The organism is Nocardioides sp. Z13_37 (assembly GCF_058355585.1).
Window position 1 is genome coordinate 17,943 of the sequence record NZ_JBZGDV010000012.1, and the last position, 16,916, is coordinate 34,858.

The 16,916-nt window shown below is 68.3% G+C and carries 13 protein-coding genes; 9 read left to right on the forward strand and 4 right to left on the reverse strand.

What is annotated here, in order from left to right; translation table 11 throughout:
* Positions 1-56 precede the first annotated feature (56 nt).
* Positions 57-1,301, forward strand: a complete 1,245-nt coding sequence (locus tag AC4H2S_RS20220; RefSeq protein WP_491498784.1) for a phospholipase D-like domain-containing protein — start codon at positions 57-59, stop codon at positions 1,299-1,301.
* Positions 1,302-1,323: 22 nt separating this feature from the next.
* On the opposite strand, the gene AC4H2S_RS20225 is transcribed toward AC4H2S_RS20220, so the two are convergent.
* The gene (locus AC4H2S_RS20225) at positions 1,324-2,259 is read right to left on the reverse strand and encodes a DNA-3-methyladenine glycosylase family protein (protein WP_491498785.1); all 936 of its coding nucleotides are present in this window, start codon (positions 2,257-2,259) and stop codon (positions 1,324-1,326) included.
* A gap of 40 nt (positions 2,260-2,299) precedes the next feature.
* Between AC4H2S_RS20225 and kynA the strand changes: the two genes are divergently transcribed.
* Positions 2,300-3,175 (forward strand): tryptophan 2,3-dioxygenase, encoded by an 876-nt coding sequence (gene kynA / locus AC4H2S_RS20230; protein ID WP_491498786.1) that lies wholly within the window; start codon positions 2,300-2,302, stop codon positions 3,173-3,175.
* 31 nt (positions 3,176-3,206) lie between these two features.
* On the opposite strand, the gene AC4H2S_RS20235 is transcribed toward kynA, so the two are convergent.
* Complete coding sequence (locus AC4H2S_RS20235) at positions 3,207-4,016, reverse strand: resuscitation-promoting factor (protein ID WP_491498787.1); 810 nt, start codon at positions 4,014-4,016, stop codon at positions 3,207-3,209.
* A gap of 262 nt (positions 4,017-4,278) precedes the next feature.
* On the opposite strand from AC4H2S_RS20235, the gene AC4H2S_RS20240 reads away from it, so the two are divergent.
* Both AC4H2S_RS20240 and AC4H2S_RS20245 read left to right on the forward strand, forming a co-directional pair.
* On the forward strand, positions 4,279-5,298 hold the full coding sequence (locus tag AC4H2S_RS20240) for an App1 family protein phosphatidate phosphatase (RefSeq protein WP_491498788.1): 1,020 nt from the start codon (positions 4,279-4,281) through the stop codon (positions 5,296-5,298).
* 54 nt (positions 5,299-5,352) lie between these two features.
* Positions 5,353-8,136, forward strand: a complete 2,784-nt coding sequence (locus AC4H2S_RS20245) for an ATP-binding protein (RefSeq protein ID WP_491498789.1) — start codon at positions 5,353-5,355, stop codon at positions 8,134-8,136.
* Positions 8,137-8,161: 25 nt separating this feature from the next.
* Here AC4H2S_RS20245 and AC4H2S_RS20250 read toward each other — a convergent pair whose 3' ends face one another.
* Positions 8,162-8,773: a hypothetical protein gene (locus tag AC4H2S_RS20250; RefSeq protein ID WP_491498790.1), complete on the reverse strand. Its 612-nt coding sequence runs from the start codon at positions 8,771-8,773 to the stop codon at positions 8,162-8,164.
* Entirely contained in the window at positions 8,770-9,396 is a 627-nt protein-coding gene (locus tag AC4H2S_RS20255; protein WP_491498791.1) for an FMN-binding negative transcriptional regulator, read from the reverse strand. Before AC4H2S_RS20255 ends, AC4H2S_RS20250 begins: the two co-directional genes overlap by 4 nt.
* 60 nt (positions 9,397-9,456) lie before the next feature.
* On the opposite strand from AC4H2S_RS20255, the gene AC4H2S_RS20260 reads away from it, so the two are divergent.
* The 5 genes from AC4H2S_RS20260 (at position 9,457) to AC4H2S_RS20280 (ending at position 16,241) form a co-directional block, all read left to right on the forward strand.
* On the forward strand, positions 9,457-11,022 hold the full coding sequence (locus tag AC4H2S_RS20260) for an ATP-dependent DNA ligase (protein WP_491498792.1): 1,566 nt from the start codon (positions 9,457-9,459) through the stop codon (positions 11,020-11,022).
* A 32-nt stretch (positions 11,023-11,054) separates the two neighbouring features.
* Positions 11,055-12,446 (forward strand): recombinase family protein, encoded by a 1,392-nt coding sequence (locus AC4H2S_RS20265; protein WP_491498793.1) that lies wholly within the window; start codon positions 11,055-11,057, stop codon positions 12,444-12,446.
* A gap of 1,251 nt (positions 12,447-13,697) precedes the next feature.
* Positions 13,698-13,904, forward strand: a complete 207-nt coding sequence (locus tag AC4H2S_RS20270; RefSeq protein ID WP_491498794.1) for a hypothetical protein — start codon at positions 13,698-13,700, stop codon at positions 13,902-13,904.
* 89 nt (positions 13,905-13,993) lie between these two features.
* Positions 13,994-14,725, forward strand: a complete 732-nt coding sequence (locus AC4H2S_RS20275; protein WP_491498795.1) for a hypothetical protein — start codon at positions 13,994-13,996, stop codon at positions 14,723-14,725.
* Positions 14,726-15,104: 379 nt separating this feature from the next.
* Positions 15,105-16,241 carry a hypothetical protein gene (locus AC4H2S_RS20280; protein ID WP_491498796.1) on the forward strand — a complete coding sequence of 379 codons (1,137 nt, stop codon included), beginning with the start codon at positions 15,105-15,107 and terminating at the stop codon, positions 16,239-16,241.
* The last annotated feature ends 675 nt before the right edge of the window (positions 16,242-16,916 follow it).

Sequence of the window (16,916 nt, forward strand, 5' to 3'; positions counted from 1 at the left end):
AGCCGCTGCCGCGGGTCGCGGACGGCGGTGGGGCCGGCGTCGCTAGATTGACCCCTGTGACCGTCGCCCGCACGCTGACCGCCCTACGGCGCACCCTGCTCGCGCTGGTCGGGCTCCAGCTCACGGTCGCCGTCGCGCTCTCGCTCGTCGACTCCTACCGGCGTCGCGGCAAGCGGCCGAAGCCGTTCCCCGTGACCGGACCGGAGACCGTGCCGGTCGGCGACAGCGAGATCACGACCTACACCTTCGGCCGCGACCTCTACGACGACATGCTGGCCGCCATCGACGGGGCGAAGAAGCAGATCCTCTTCGAGACCTACATCTGGAAGGGCGACGAGATCGGGTGGAAGTTCAAGACCGCCCTCGCCGCCGCCGCCGACCGTGGTGTCGACGTGCACTGCATCTACGACGGCTTCGCCAACCTGGTCGTGTCCCCCGCCTTCAAGCGGTTCCCGTCGTCGCTCAAGGTGCTGCGCTACCCCATGTGGACCGCCGGGTTCCGCGTCTGGGACCTGCGCCGCTACGGCCGCGACCACCGCAAGATCCTCGTCGTCGACGACGAGGTCGCGTTCGTCGGCGGCTACAACATCGGCTCGGCGTACGCCACCGAGTGGCGCGACACGCACGTGCGGATAGTCGGCCCCGGCGTGTGGGACCTCAAGCGCGCGTTCGCCGACCTGTGGAACCTCAACCGGCACCACCGGCTCCGGCGCGACGAGCGGCCGCTGCTGCTCGAGACCCCGTCGGCCTGGGACCCCCACATCCGCACGCACAAGAACGTCCCGCGGCAGTGGAACTTCCCGATCCGCAGCATGTACCTCGAGGCGATCACCCGGGCGAGCCGCAACATCTGGCTCACCACCGCCTACTTCCTGCCCGACCAGGACTTCGTCGACTCGGTGGCCGACGCGGCGCGCCGTGGCGTCGACGTGCGCATCCTGCTCCCGTTGAAGTCCAACCACATCGTGGCGGACTGGATCTCGCGCGGCTACTACGGCCAGCTGCTCGCCGCCGGGGTGCGCATCCTCCGCTTCAAGGACGCCATGGTGCACGCCAAGACGGCCACCATCGACGGCAACTGGTCGACCGTCGGCACCGCCAACATCGACCGGCTCAGCCTCCAGGGCAACTACGAGATCAACGTCGAGGTGATCGACCCGGCCTTCGCCGCGGTGATGGAGGAGGTCTTCGCCGCCGACGAGTCCAACTGCCTCGAGCTGACCCTGGCGGAGTGGGAGGCGCGCGACCTCAACCGGAAGTTCACCGAGAGCTTCCTCGCGCCGCTGCGGCCCTTCCTCTGAGGGTGCGGATCCACCGGAGCCCTCAGCGGGTGGGCAGGTGGGTCGGCACGCTCATCCTCGGTCCGCGCCGGGGCCGGGTCCGGCCGCCGGCCATGGCCATCGCGGCCGCGCGTCCGCGCTGGGGGCGGTAGGGCTCGAGCAGCTCACCCATCTCTTCGTCGGTGATGTCGTGGCCGACGAGCGCCCAACCGATCCAGTTGGCGAGGTGGTAGTCGCCGAAGCTCACCGCATCGGGATCGCCCAGGGCGCGCTGGCGCACCTCGGCACTCGTCCACACGCCGATGCCGCGCACGGACCGCAGCCGGCGGTCGGCCTCCTCGGCGCCCACCTCGGTGAGGCGCTCGAGCGACGACGCGAGCCGGCACGCCGTGACCACCGCGCGCGACTGGGCCGGCTCGACACCGAGGCGCAGCCACTCCCACGACGGGATGGCGGCGATCGTCTCGGGCGTCGGCTGGAGCATCAGCCGCAGGGGCGCGACCGGGCCCGGCGCCGGCTCGCCGTGGCGCCGGACGAGCTCGCGGAACGAGCCGAACGCCTGCTTGCCGGTCACCTTCTGCTCGAGGATCGAGGGCACCAGGGACTCCATCACGAGCCCGGTGCGCCCGATCCGCCAGTGCCGGTGGGTGCGCCAGCCCGCGGCGACCTCCGGGTGGTGGTGCGGCTCGAAGCCGGTGGGGTCGTCCTCGGCTCCGAGGAGTGCGGGCATCCGGTCGAGCGCCCAGTCGGCACCCGGGCCCCAGGCGCGGCCGACGACCTCACCGGCGGCCGGTCGCGGGTGCACGCACAGCGACGCCGGACCCAGCGGTGTCCGCATGGCGCGCCAGACCCGGCCGGACTCCTCGTGGCGCTGGGTCGGGTCGCCCGCCCCACGGCGCTGCGGGCGCAGCACCTGGGCGGGGGCGCACGGCCAGTCGGGCACCCAGGTGCGGGTGCGCTCGGCGGTCGCGGGGGCCATGGTGCGACGGTAGACGAGGGCACCGACTACCTTGCAGTCCATGGCACCCGGAACGGACGAGACACCGGTCACCTCCAACCAGCGTGACCTCGAGGAGGGCATCCAGCGCGACTTCTCGCGTGCGATGTCCTACGGCGACTACCTGCGCCTCGACGTGCTGCTCTCGGCCCAGCAGCCGCTCTCCGACCCACCGCAGCACGACGAGCTGCTGTTCATCGTCCAGCACCAGACCAGCGAGCTGTGGCTCAAGCTGCTGGTGCACGAGCTGCGCTCGGCCCGCGCTCTCCTGCGCTCCGACGACCTCTCCCCTGCCCTCAAGCGGCTGGCGCGGGTCAAGCACATCCAGCACACCCTCACCGACCAGTGGTCGGTGCTGGCGACGCTGACGCCGTCGGAGTACGCCGAGATCCGGCCGTTCCTCGCCACCAGCTCGGGCTTCCAGTCCGCGCAGTACCGCGAGGTCGAGTTCCTGCTCGGCAACAAGAACGCCGACATGGTCAAGGTCTTCGCCCACGACGAGGCCGCGGGCGCCACCCTCGACGAGCTGCTGCACGAGCCGTCGCTCTACGACGAGTTCCTCGCCCACCTCGCGCGCCAGGGCTACGCCGTCCCGCAGCGGCTGCTGGACCGCGACTGGACCACGCCGCACACCACCGATCCCGAGCTCGTCGACGTCTTCGCGTCGGTCTACGCCTCACCCGCGGAGCACTGGGGCGTCTACGAGACCTGCGAGGAGCTCGTCGACGTCGAGGACGCCTTCCAGCAGTGGCGCTTCCGCCACCTCCAGGTCGTGCAGCGCGTCATCGGCCACAAGACCGGCACCGGCGGGTCGTCGGGCGTCGACTTCCTGCGCCGGGCGCTCGACCTCACGTTCTTCCCCGAGCTCTACGAGGTGCGCACCCGCATCGGGCAGTGACCGCGGCCACTGCCCGAGCGGGCGGTCAGCGTCAGAGCAGCCGGCCGCAGGTGGGCCACGGCGAGCGGCCGCGCTGCTTGTAGAGCAGCTTGGCGCGGTAGGTCTGCTCGCCGGCGGAGGCGGACGTCGGGACGCCGGAGCCGCCGACGCTGCGCCACGTGCCGAGGTCGAACTGGTAGAGCCCGTAGTAGCCGGCCGGGTTGACCGCACGCGGGTTGCCGCCGGACTCGCAGTTGGCCAGCGCGGCCCAGTTGAGGCCGTCGGCGCCGGCGACGGAGCTGGCCTTGCGGCCCACGAGGACCCGGCGCGGACGCGGGTCCTTGACGAGCGTGCGCCTCACGACGCGGTAGCTCTCCGGCTCGCCGTTGTGCAGGGTCTTCACGGCGACGATCTCGCGGACGCCGGGTCGACCGGTGGCCACGACCTTGCGGCGACCGGGCTTGAGCTTGGTGGTGGCGACCTCGACGGTGCGCGGGCGGACCTTCTCGCGCTTGGTCTTGCGCTTCTTGACCACGTCGGTCAGGCGGACGACGTCGCCCTGGCGCAGGCGCTTGCGCTCGCCGGAGACCTCGCGGCCGTCGCGGACGACGTCGACCAGGTCGTTGCCGTCGACGGCGACGCCCTGCGTCTCCAGGAGCGCGCCGGGCCACACGCGGGGCATGGTGGCGACCTGCACGGCCGGCTGGTCGGCGACCTTGAGGCGGACGGCGACGGCGTCGTCGGCGGCTGGCTCGGCGTAGGCGCTGCCGGGCGCCAGGGTCAGGGCGAGTGCTGCCGCGGCGACGCCGGCGGCGGCGCCTCGCAGGCGTACGGACAGGACAGGTGTGGTGATGACACGCACGTGCTTCAGACCTCACGGGGGTGTTGTGTGCGCCTCCCGGGCGCTCGGACGCGACACCGTCGAGTCGGGCGTCGAGGCCACGGTGCGCATCACCTCACGATGGGAGGCGCCCCGCTCACGGCGAGGGCACTACCTGCGGCCCCACCACCAGAACACGATCACGGGGGCATGTCCAATTCGGGCCGGACGGGCACGCGCGGCGCCCGCGGCCCGACGTGAGGCGGTTCACGCGACACGGCGGCCCGGTGCATACGGTGGGGCCATGGACGTACGCCGGTGGGTCGTCGCCGCGGAGCGTGCGTGGGACGGTGCGCGCCTGAGGCGCCGGTGGTCGAGGACGCCCGAGCACTTCCGGATCGAGCCCTACCTCGGCCACGGCGGGCCCGGGGGCGTGGTCGTGCGCGGCCGGGTGCTCGACAACCCGCAGTCGGCCGAGGCGGTGGCCGGCGAGGGGGTCGGCGCGGCGCTGCGCCGTACGCTGCGCAACTTCTTGACCGACGAGCTGCCCGGGGTGCCGCTCAGGGTCACAGTGGCGGGCGTGGGCACCGATGCCGTCACCGACCCGGAGGGCTACTTCCTGGTCCGGCTGCCACCGGGCGACGAGGCACTCGCCAGCCCGTGGACGCGCGGGACGGTCGAGCTCGCCGGCCACTACCGGGGCCTGACCGGCCCGCGGTCGGCGTCGGTGGACGTGCGGGTGCCGGCGCCCGACGCCCGCTTCGGGGTCATCTCCGACGTCGACGACACCATCCTCCAGACCGGCGTCCAGCGCGTCGCGCGCATGGTGCTGCACACGCTCACCGGCTCCGAGCACACGCGCGCGCCGTTTCCCGGCGCCGCGCGGCTCTACCGCGACCTGGCCGCAGACGTGAACCCGGTCTTCTACGTCTCCTCGAGCCCGTGGAACCTGCACTCGTTCCTCGTGGCGTTCCTCCGTCACCACGGGTTCCCCCTCGGCCCCGTGCTGCTGCGCGACCTGCTCGGCACGTCGGCCGGCCGCGAGCAGAAGCACGACCGCATCCGCGAGGTGCTCGACCTCCACCCCGACCTGCGGTTCGTCCTGCTGGGCGACTCCGGCGAGCACGACCCCGAGATCTACGCCGACATCGTCCGCGAGCACCCCGACCGGGTGATGGCGGTCTACATCCGCGAGGTGCGGCTCGACCCCGGCGACGGCCGGGTGGAGAGGGTCTCGGACGCGTGGGGGTCGGACGTGCCGTTCGTCCTCGCCGCGGACACCGACGCCGTACGCCGGCACGCGGAGGGCCTGGGCCTGGTGTGACCCGCGGAGCGGACGTCCGCGTGAGATCGGGCCTTGCGGGTGCGCGTCGCTTCCGTGAGACTCACCCCCTCGCGAGCAGACGGAGGGGGAGCCGCCGCCTTGGACCTCGTGGGCAGGCACGCCGAACGGGCGGAGATCGAGCGCCTGCTGGACCGGGCGCGCTCCGGCAGCAGCGGCGCCCTCGTGGTGCGCGGCGAGGCGGGCATCGGGAAGACGGCCCTCGTGGAGCAGGGCTGCGCGGCGGCCGCGTCATCCGGGTTCCGGGTGGAGACGTCGGTGGGCGTGGAGGCCGAGGCGCAGTTCGCGTTCGCCGGTCTCCACCAGCTGTGCGGTCCGCTACTCGGCCACCTCGGCGCGCTGCCGGACCCGCAGCAGGCCGCTCTCGGCGTGGCCTTCGGCCTGCAGAGCGGACCTGCACCGGACCGGTTCCTGGTCGGACTGGCCACGCTCAACCTGCTGGCCGAGGTCGCCGAGGAGACGCCGCTGCTGTGTGTCGTCGACGACGCCCAGTGGCTGGACGAGGCGTCCGCCCAGGTCATGGCGTTCGTGGCGCGGCGCGTCTCGGCCGAGCCGGTGGCGCTGCTGTTCGCGAGGCGTGACAGCGAGGCAGTCGACGACGACCCGCTGGCCGGGCTGCCCGAGCTGCGGGTGGCCGGCCTCGGCGAGGCCGACGCCCAGACGTTGCTGGCCGCGGGTGTCGCCGCACCTCTCGACGACGCCGTACGGGTGCGGATCGCCGCAGAGGCCCGCGGCAACCCGTTGGCGCTGCTGGAGCTGCCCCGGGCCGCACCCACCGCACAGCGGGCGGGCGGCTTCGAGCTGCCGGACGTGCTCAGCGTGCCCCGCCGCATCGAGGAGGGCTTCCGTCGCCGCTCGGCCAGCCTGCCCTCGGAGACCCAGCTCCTGCTGCTGGTGGCGGCGGCCGAGCCGACCGGCGACCCGGCCGTGCTGTGGCGCGCCGCCTCCCACCTGGGCATCGTCCCGGAGGCTGCCGCACCCGCCGAGGCCGGCGGTCTGGTCGAGATCGGCACTCGCGTGCGGTTCCGTCACCCGCTGGTGCGCTCCGCGGTCTACCAGGCAGCCGCCTCGCCGGACCGGCGCCGGGCACACAGAGCCCTGGCCGTCGCCACCGACCCGCAGGGCGATCCCGACCGGCGCGCCTGGCACCGGGCGCAGGCGGTCCTGGGCACCGACGAGCCCGCAGCCGCCGAGCTGGAGCGCTCGGCCGACCGCGCACGCGACCGCGGTGGCGTGGCCGCTGCGGCCGCCTTCCTGCAACGCGCGGCCGAGCTGACACCGGAGCCTGCCGCCCGCACACGCCGGTCGCTGGCGGCCGCCCAGGCCAAGCACGAGGCGGGCGCGATCGAGGCGGCGTCGGCGTTGGTGGCGGCCGCCGCCGCCGGGCCGCTCGACGACCTGGCACGCGCCTGCCTCCAGCTGCTGCGTGCCCAGATCGCGTTCCACCTGACACGAGACCAGGACGTGCCCGGCATGCTGCTGGACGCGGCCAGGATGCTCGCCCCAGTGGACGCCGCGCTCTCTCGCGAGACCTACCTGCGCGCCCTCGATGCGGCGATCCTCACGGGCAGCGACGACGTCGTGCAGATCGCGGCAGCGGCTGCGGACGCTCCCCCGCCGCAGACGCCCGCGCGACCGGTGGACCTGCTCCTCGACGGCCTCGCGACGACGTTGACGAGCGGATACACGGCAGGAGCCCCCCGGCTGCGACGTGCCCTCGAGTCGTTCTGCGACGGCCCGGACACCGACCCCGACCGCGACCGGGAGAGCGCCGGCTGGTTGTGGCTGGCCGGCCGCAACGCGGTGGCGATCCTCGACGACGAGCTGCTCCACGCACTGGCCTGCCGCAACGTGCAGCTGGCCCGTGAGGCCGGCGCACTGGCGACGCTGCCCGCCGCGCTCGGCCTCATGTCGATCACCTCGACCCTGATGGGCGAGCTCGCCCGAGCGGGCGAGCTGGCCGCCGAGGCGGAGGCGATCACCCAGGCCACCGGCGGCGTCCAGCTCCGGCACGCCCAGGTCATCCTGGGCGGCTGGCGCGGCGACCACGCCGCGACCACCGCGCTCCACGCCGCCACCGCCGAGGACGACGCCTACCCCGACGGAAGCACGGACGTCGCCCAGGCCCAGTACGCGCTGGCAGTGCTCCACAACGGTCTGGGCGACTACGCCGCTGCGCGGGAGGCCGCGTCACGGGCCTGCCGGTCACCCGAGCTCGCGCTGAGCAGCGCCAGTCTCCCCGAGCTCATCGAGGCCTGCGTCCGTGCCGGCCATCCCGAGAGCGCCGCCCCGGCGATGGAGCAGCTCGACGCCCGGGCACGTGCCAGCGGCGCGCCCTGGGCGCTCGGAGTGGCGTCGTGCGCCCGGGCGCTCACGAGCACCGGAGCGACTGCCGAGGAGTACTACCGCGAGGCGATCGGGCAGCTCGAGCGCAGCCGGATGGGCGGCTACCTGGCTCGTGCGCACCTCGTCTACGGCGAGTGGCTGCGGCGCGAAGGCCGTCGTCGTGACGCTCGCGAGCAGCTCCGCACCGCCCACCGGCTCCTCGCCGACATGGGCGCGGAGGCGTTCGCGGCGCGCGCCGCGCGGGAGCTCCGCGCGACGGGCGAGCATCCACGCGCTCGGACCGTCCAGCCGACCCACGACCTGACCGCCCAGGAGCTGCACATCGCGCGGGTGGTGGCCACCGGGGCGACGTCCCGCGAGGTCGCGGCCGAGCTGTTCCTCAGCCCCCGCACGGTCGAGGCCCACCTCCGCAGCATCTTCCGCAAGCTGGGCATCACCTCCCGCCGGCAGCTCCGAGGGCTGCCGCTGCCCTGAGCAGGCCCCGCGCGCACCCTCCGGGCTACGCCGACCGCTCGATCGTCGTCACCACGCTCGTCACGGACGGCCGCTCCGGCGTGCTGGAGAAGCCGAACCGGCACGGCGGGGCGACCGGGGCCAGCTCGCCCAGCTCGGCCCCGCGCCAGCGACCGGAGGCCGCCGTGACGGCGACGACCGACGTGGCGCCGTACCACTCCCGGCGGTCGTTGCCGGCCGTCCCGCGCGTCCGCACACCGCGCAGCACGACCCGGGCCACGGGGTCGACGGCCGAGCACCACGCGGGCGAGGTGGCGACGCGGGCGGGCACCAGGCCGAGCAGGCGGCCCAGCGGCGTACGACCTCCGGTGACGAGCCGGAGCGACAGCGAGGGCGCCGACACCTGCCAGCCGTCCGTGGTGTCCTCGACCCCCACCGGCTCGATGACGTGCTCGTCGAAGGTGTAGGTGGCCGCCACGAACTCCCTGACCCGCACGGACGGAGCGAGCAGCACCCGGTGGCCCGAGGCGTCCTCCACCATGACGTCCGCGAAGGCGCCCCACGGCGAGTCGTCCCAACGGCCGACGACGATGCGCACGCCGCTGGTGCTGCCCACGCCGGCGATGCGGCCGGTGAAGCGCTCCCGGGTCCGGCTCACGGGGCCACGAGCCCCTCGGGGTCGCGGCCGTCGGCGGCCAGCCCGGCCGCCACGCCGGCGCGGTCCGCGTCGGAGCGGTTCTGGCTGAGCTTGGCCTTCGCCTCCACCGACGAGACGACGACCTCGACGCCGACGATCGGGCGGAGGTTCTTCTCGACGTAGTCGTCCGGGGCGTCGGTGACCGCCCACGGCTCCGCCCGCTGCTGCTCGTGGCGGTCGGTGAGGCGGGTGACCAGCCCCCGCACCCAGCCGGCGTCGTCGTGCACCGTGACGGCCCCGCGGAGGTGGACGGCGGAGTAGTTCCACGTCGGGACGACCCTGCCGTGCTCGGCCTTCGAGGCATACCAGGACGGCGAGACATAAGTGTCCGGCCCCGTCACGATCACCAGCGCCGGCGACCCCGTGACGATCCGCCGCCAGTGGGCGTTGGCCCGCGCGAGGTGCCCGACGAGCCGGTCGCCCTCCCAGAGCACGGGCAGGAAGGTCGCGTCGGGCACGCCGTCCTCCCCCACCGTGACCAGCTGCGCGGTGCCGACGGCCTCGACGAACGTGCGTACGTCGTCGGCGTCCATCACGTTGAAGCGCGGCACGTAGAGGGAGGCGCTGGCGGGCGTGCTGCTCATGCCACCCATCCTGCCCGTTCGGGTGGCACCGCTGTCGGTGCCGGGCGGCAGGATGGACGCATGCTGCTCGCCGAGCTCGTCGCCACCTCCGCCGCCGTGGCCGCCACGCGGTCCCGCAAGGCCAAGGTCGCCGCGCTCGCCGAGCTGCTCGCGACGGTGGAGCCGGCCGAGCTCGAGGTGGTGGTGTCCTACCTCGGCGGCACGCTGCGGCAACGCCGCACCGGCCTCGGCTGGCGCGGGGTCAGCGACCTCCCCGCCCCCGCCGACGAGCCGTCGCTGACGGTGCTGGAGGTCGACGCCGCCTTCGAGGCGATGTCGCGGCTGTCGGGCGCCGGGTCGCAGCTCGCCCGCAAGGCGGCGGTGGCCGACCTCTTCGGGCGCGCCACCGCGGCCGAGCAGCGGTGGCTGCAGGCCGTCGTCACCGGCAACGTCCGCCAGGGCGCCCTCGACGCCGTGACCCAGGAGGCCGTGGCCCAGGTGGCCGGCGTGCCGCTGGCCGCCGTGCGCCGCGCCGCCATGCTCGCGGGCTCCACGGTCGCGGCCGCCGGGGCGGCGTACGCCGGCGAGGACGCACTCGCCGCGATCGGGCTCGAGGTGGGCCGCCCGGTCATGCCGATGCTGGCCTCCAGCGCTCCCGACGTCGCCGCAGCCATGGGCACCCTGTCCCCCGACGGCGAGACCGAGGTCGCCATCGACGCCAAGCTCGACGGCATCCGGATCCAGGTGCACCGCGACGGCGACGACGTGCTGGTGGTGACCCGCAGCCTCGACGACATCACCGGTCGGCTGCCCGAGGTCGTCGACGTGGCCCGTTCCCTCCCCGCGCAGCGCTTCGTCCTCGACGGCGAGGCGCTCGCGCTCTCCGACGACGGCCGGCCCCTGGCCTTCCAGGACACCGCGAGCCGCACCGCGCAGGACACAGGCGTCGCCGTCACGCCGCACTTCTTCGACGTCCTGCACGTCGACGGTCGCGACCTGCTCGACTCTCCCGGCCGCGAGCGCCTGGCCGCCCTCGACGCCCTGGTCCCCGCACAGCACCGCGTCCGCCGCCTGGTCACGACCGACCCCACGGAGGCCGAGACGTTCGCAGCCCAGACGCTCGCCGCCGGCCACGAGGGCGTCGTGCTCAAGGACCTGGCCGCCCCCTACGCCGCGGGCCGCCGCGGCTCGGCGTGGGTCAAGGTGAAGCCGCGCCACACCCTCGACCTCGTCGTGCTCGCCGTGGAGTGGGGCTCGGGCCGGCGTGAGGGCTGGCTCTCCAACCTCCACCTGGGCGCCCGCGACGAGGCGTCACCCACCGGGTTCGTGATGCTCGGCAAGACCTTGGACCGTACCGAGTGTCTGATACCCTTCGTGCCTGTCGGCAAGACGTTCAAGGGTCTGACGGATCAAACGCTGGAATGGCAGACGAAGCGATTCCTTGAACTGGAAACACACCGCGAAGGACACACAGTCTATGTGCGACCTGAGCAGGTGGTCGAAATTGCAATCGACGGAGTGCAACGCTCCACCCGCTATTCAGGTGGTGTGGCTTTGCGATTCGCTCGGGTTGTTCGCTATCGAGACGACAAGTCACCGGCAGAAACCGACACAATACAAACATTGCGCGCCTATCTCCCTGAGTAGATCGGCGGCAACCGATCTATGGGGGGGCATAAGTGGACAGGGGCTATGGCCGTATCTCGCTCGACACCAAAGAGAGCGGCTCAATAACAAAACAGAAAGCCCGCGTCGAGAAAGAGGCGGGGCCAGACTTCGTTTGGTATCCCGATGAGTCTGTCTCTGGCTCAAAGATTCCTTTCGCTGAGCGCCCTGCCGGGTCGCGCCTTTTGGCCGACCTGCAAAGAGGCGACAGGGTTCTGATTACGAAGATTGACCGAGCCGCTAGGTCTGTTAAAGACTTGCTGAGTGTCGTTGAGCGAATCACCGAGGCCGGTGCGTCCATCCGCTTTGTCGATCAGCCGATCAATACCGAGGACAAGGTATTCGGAACGTTCATCCTGCAATTGCTTGCGGCAATTGCTGAGTTGGAAGCGTCGATCATTGCCGAACGACGACGGGAGTCATTGGAGCAGTTCGCACAGGAGGGCCGTCACGCTGTCGGCAAAGCGCCATTCGGTTTCGAGTCCGTCCCCAATCCGTCAGGCAGGGGTCTAGTTATTCGTCCTCACGCCGAGGAAGGGCCGGTGCTCAAAGACGCTATCGCCCGAGTCCTCAAGGGCGAGACTCAGGAGTCAGTCGCCAAGTCAATCGGATTCTCAAAGACGGGGTTTAAGTCCCTGCTTACCAATCCGAGGCTTGCAGGTATGACGCCAAGCGGCGACGGGGTTGTCACCATTGAGGGCATTCCTCGCATTGAACCTGAGGCCGCGCTCCTGACAATGAGCGAATGGACTCGGCTTCAAGCCACATTCAACACGGGCAAGGGATGGAATAGGCATGACGGCATCGGCGCGGCTCTGACTTGCGCAATCTGCGGGGAGCGGCTGTATTACGGAGCGTCTAAGCGCAAACCGGAATACTCGACATACAAGTGCCGTCGCAACCATGAGGCGCACCGTGAGGGTGCGCCCGCTGCCACGGTGACTGCTATCAATGCCGATACCTACGTCGAGCGCATGTTTCTCGACAGGTTCGGAAGCCAGGAGGGCTTGCACACGTACTGGGAGGACTCGGCTGACGAAAAGACTGAGGCCGTCAGTATCGCAATGGTCCAAAGGGACGCCGCAAAGAAGGCCCTAGACGCCGCTGAGACGGACGACGAGGAGGCGGAGGCATTCGGGGTCTATCAAGCCGCCAAGAGGGCGCTAAGAGAGGCTGAGGCGCTTCCTACGACCCGACGACTGGTGACAGTCCCTAGCGGTCGGACATTGCGGGAGGAGTGGCAAGACGCCGGTCCTGCGTACCGCGTCAGGATGCTCCGAGCCATGGGCGAATGGGTGGTGCAGCCGGGGCGCTTGCCCATCGAGGAGAAGGTAGTGCTGAGGGTGACTGAGCCCGACCTGTCTGACGCGCTTTCTGCCATTACTCCGTTCGCTGGTTCGGCATAGAGCCCACAAGGGGGGTCACGTCTTTTCGGAGACGTGGCCCCCACTCTTTGTGCCCTATCCCAATGTGACACAGAACACAGTCCCCTGATCCTGTCGAGCAGGGGTCTCTGTCCGACTGTATCCATGAAGGGTTTTCACGACACTTCAAGAAAGTTCCCGAATCTGGTTGTGAGACAGGTAGTTCTGTCGGACTGTATCTATGAAGGGTTTACGACACTTCAAGAAACTTCCCGGCGTGATGTCACCAGACAGGGCATCCTGTCGGACTGTATACATGAAGGGTTTTCACGACACTTCAAGAAAGTTCCCGAATCTGGTTGTGAGACAGATAGTTCTGTCCGACTGTATATATGTAAGGTTTTAAGACTTCCGCTCGGCTTTGGCGTAACGGCCTCCTCAATCACTCACACGTTACGCCTGAGCCTTGTAGCGGAGTGGGTGAGCCGTCAGACCGCCACCCAGAAGGACTCAGGTCGATTCTCTGCTGCCATTGGCAAGCGCGTGAGGTTTTCTCTCTCCTCCTCCCTAGCGCGCTGAGAGTCGGCCTGAGTCCTCTCTATTTTCGCTATGGCTTCACGGCCATTCACGATTACCCCGAACGAGAGGGAATCACATGCAGAACGTAATGAGCCGTAAGGCACTGGCGGCCCGGTGGGGCCGCTCTACTGGAACTATCGCAAATTGGGCGTCTATGGGGAAGGGTCCTGAGGCGCACCGCAACTACGACGGCTCGGTCTATTACCTGCTGTCAGACGTAATGGCCTTTGAGGACGAGAACAACATGGAGCGTGGCTGATGCAGGGGCGTAAGCGCCGAGGGCAGAGGGTCGGACCATTCCTCATTGGGGATTGTGTTGCCGTCTCCGAGAAGGGCATGCCGCTTTACGAGGCTTGGAACTATGCCGAGCGCAAAGAGGTCATTGTGACTGAGAAGAAGATTCGGCGCTATGGCATGAGGACAAGGTGGCAAGGATGAAAACGATGTGGACTCGGAACTTTCGGCGTGCGGGGCAGAATGCCCCGACTCTCGCATTGGGTCTACTGCTCGCGTCCTACGCGAATGAGGACGGCACCGGCATTCGGGTTAGCCCTATGGCACTAGCGACAATGCTCGGGGGGTGCTCAGAGCGCACCCTAAGCAAGTACCTGAACGCATTGAAGCGGGATGGATGGATCGAGCCCGCAATGATTGGCGATACCGAGTCGCTGCGGCTCGCAATGCCGAAGAAGTAATCACTTAATGAAGGAGAGAATGAAGATGCACGTTGGAGACTCCACCCATTACCTGCTGAGCCTTGCTGACAAGGCTGAGGGCGGCGCGGGGGCCGCGCTTCGCCTGTCCGTCAAGCGGATGCTGAGCGCCAACCAGTACGACGCTCTGGACCTAATGGCAATGAGCGCCAAGGTCGCAGAATTGCAATCCTCATTGGATCGGGTGCTCGCTGGTCCTGACGCCTGAGGGTTCTGGCACGGTCAGACGATAGAATGGTGGCATTGAGGCCCCGGCAAAACGCCGGGGCCTTTGCTATGCCCAGACAGGAGGAGAGAGTGACGAGCAATAAGGACCCCGGCGATAAGGGCTATGGGTACGCGATACGCAAAGCGATTCAGGATGCCCCGTGGGAGCGCATTCCGTCGCAAAGTGTCACCGGGGGAAAGAAGATCGGCGGCAAGGGCTTCCGACAGGTAATGGAGAAGTTGGCCCAGCACGCCAATAACACTACGGGGACCACATGGGTTTCCGCAAAGACCATTAGCGCCGAGATTGGCGGAATGCACAGAGACATGGTTGGCCTTGTATTGAGGCTGGCAGAGGAATGGGACTGGATCGAGGTCGTCGGATCAAAGGGCCGATCAAAGGAGCGGCTACTGCGACCGGGTTTCATCCCAGCGGACTTCAATAGCGAGGAGGAGAGAAGCGTGGAGATTGACCAAAACATCATCGAGGCCCGCGTTGCCGAGGAGCGCCGGAAGAACAAGGGCCAGGAGCAAAAGCCTTCCGACGAGCCCAAGAGAGGAGTCGAGTCGAGCATGAGGCGCAACGTGATTGCTCCCAAGCCGTACAGACGTAGCAACAGCACTCCAACGGCTGTAATGAAGCGCCGCTATCGCAACCCCGACGGTACTTGGTACACGAGCCACACCGAGGTCGCTGACCCCACGGGACGGATTGCCGCGAGTGAGAAGCGCCGCGCCGCGCTTATGGATGGACACCCCACCGCGCCAGAGGGCGCGTGGGCTGACGAGGGTGACCTGTCGGGCGTTCCATCGTTCGACTGATGCCCCATCTGGCTATGCCCCATCTCTATGCCCCATCTCTATGCCCCATCTGGCTATGCCCCATCTGGCTATGCCCCATCTGGCTATGCCCCATCTGGGGGCAATGGGGCACGTATGGCCCCATCTAATGGGGCTTGCTATGCCCCATCTAATGGGGCACTAACTCTTACTTATCTCTTTGATAAGTAAGGGGGGCATACGCCCCCCTCTTTCACCGGAGAGTAAAAACTCTCAACCCAGAGGCGGGCCTTATGGCCCGCACTCAACCCAAGAGTCTCTGATTTAAGAGACCTATCCCGAACAACTGAATACCACCACCTAACAAGGGCACGCGCATAAGGCGCGTGCCTTTATCTATCTCTCAGGAGGAGATTCAAACATGGCTACCGCCACGAAGATGCAGATGCAGAAGAACCTCAGTGCCGCTGAGGCTGTCATTGACGGCAAGGTCGACGAGGTTAAGTCCGAACTGTCCAACATCGCTCTCGCCCTTCCGGCGCTCAAGCAGTCCGTAGAGGATGCTGCCGATGAGGTCGGTCCTGTCTCCGAGGTTTGGGGACGTATCCGTAAGGGCGAGGACGTTCCTCCCGCTGACCTGATTACCGCCGAGGCTCAGGAGAAGATCAATGAGCGGCGACTTGCCTACCTGACCAAGCGTCAGAGCGTCTTGGAGAAGTCCCTTCCGGTGGACACTCTCATTCTGGCTGAGAGGACTGCCGCCGTGCTGCGGCAGGTTATGCAGGGATTCAGCGTCTATGTCACTAAGGCCCCTGCGAGTACGTGGGAGTTCCCCGAGGACCAGACTTGCATTGTCGTTGTGGCTGAGGGACCGATTGAGCGAGAGCCGCACACCAACCTTGCCTCTGGCTCTTGCACGGTGCTTATGCACCGGCCTGGGCACTTCCGTCCTATTCCCGTCGAGGCTTTCGAGGCTTACGCAAAGGCCGAGCGGCTCTCACTCACTGTCACTAGCAACCGCGTAGGCGATGAGAACCGGTGGCAGACCATTGGGGGACCGATTGAGATTGATGATCCCAATGCTTTCGTCACTGACCTTCTGTCTGTCCGGCTGCGCAACGTCGTTGACGGGCACGCTGTCATTTCTCAGGTTGACCTTTCGGGTCTGCACTCCCGTACTTGGTGTGAGGAAGTGTTCCGGTCCAATGGTTCTCACCCGGCAGGCGTTCCGGCTGCGGATAAGCCCTATCAGTGGGCCATTGAGATTGGCCGTAACACTGTGGCCACCGGGTGGGCACCGGAGATTGTTTCGGAGGTCGTCAATGAGGACGGTATTCGGACTCTCATGGTTCGCCAGAAGATCAACACGTTCAGCACCAACCCCGTTGACTTCCATGAGGGTCTGACTGAGGCCGTTTCGATTGACCACGGCGTCACCTACAAGGGCATGGGCGTGTTGACCGATTCCAAGATCGAGCAGGGCGCGTCCGTCAATGATCGGGACAGCAGTGCTAACTGGGTCGTGACCCTGACGTTTGAGTCGGCAACTGCGGCCTGAGTCGCAAGACTGCTACGAGTCGCGTTAGCGGCTCTCTGAGGGCCTAGTGGGGGTCCGCCTAAGGAGTCATGCCCCTTAGCCCTGCTAGGCGCTCGCAACGGCTCTCAGAGCCTCAGAGGGGACAGGCAACCGCCTGTCCCCTTTCGCATTACACCCAAACACTTATCGCGTGCTCACAGAGCACCCAGGAGGAGAACTAATGACCTACGACTACGCCGCCACCATTGCCCAGCGCCTTGAAGCGAACCTCATTGCTGACCCTGACACTACGTGGATGCACGAGAGCGGCACATTCGTCCTTGCCCCTTCGTACGGCATGGATCGACGCATGCGCCTCTCTGCTAAGGGAAAGCCCTTGTCCACCATGCGCATCTGCGCTCACTGCCGCACGTCGTTTGAGCCCCGTGACCCTAAGGACCGTTTCTGCAAGGTCTCCTGCTACACCCGTGCTCGGGGGCGCTGACCAATGGAGCGCACGTGTATCAATTGCGGCTTTGCGGGAAAGACGACATGGAAGCGTGGCCTTTGCAATCCCTGTTACATGAGCGCATACAAGGCGGGGACTCTGGACGAGATTGCTAACCACTCTCGCGGCCCTGTGGCCGTCGAGGGGTTGAGGGGTGGGGACACTCCCGGCTGGATCGGCAATGACGCCGGATACAACGCCGTACACAA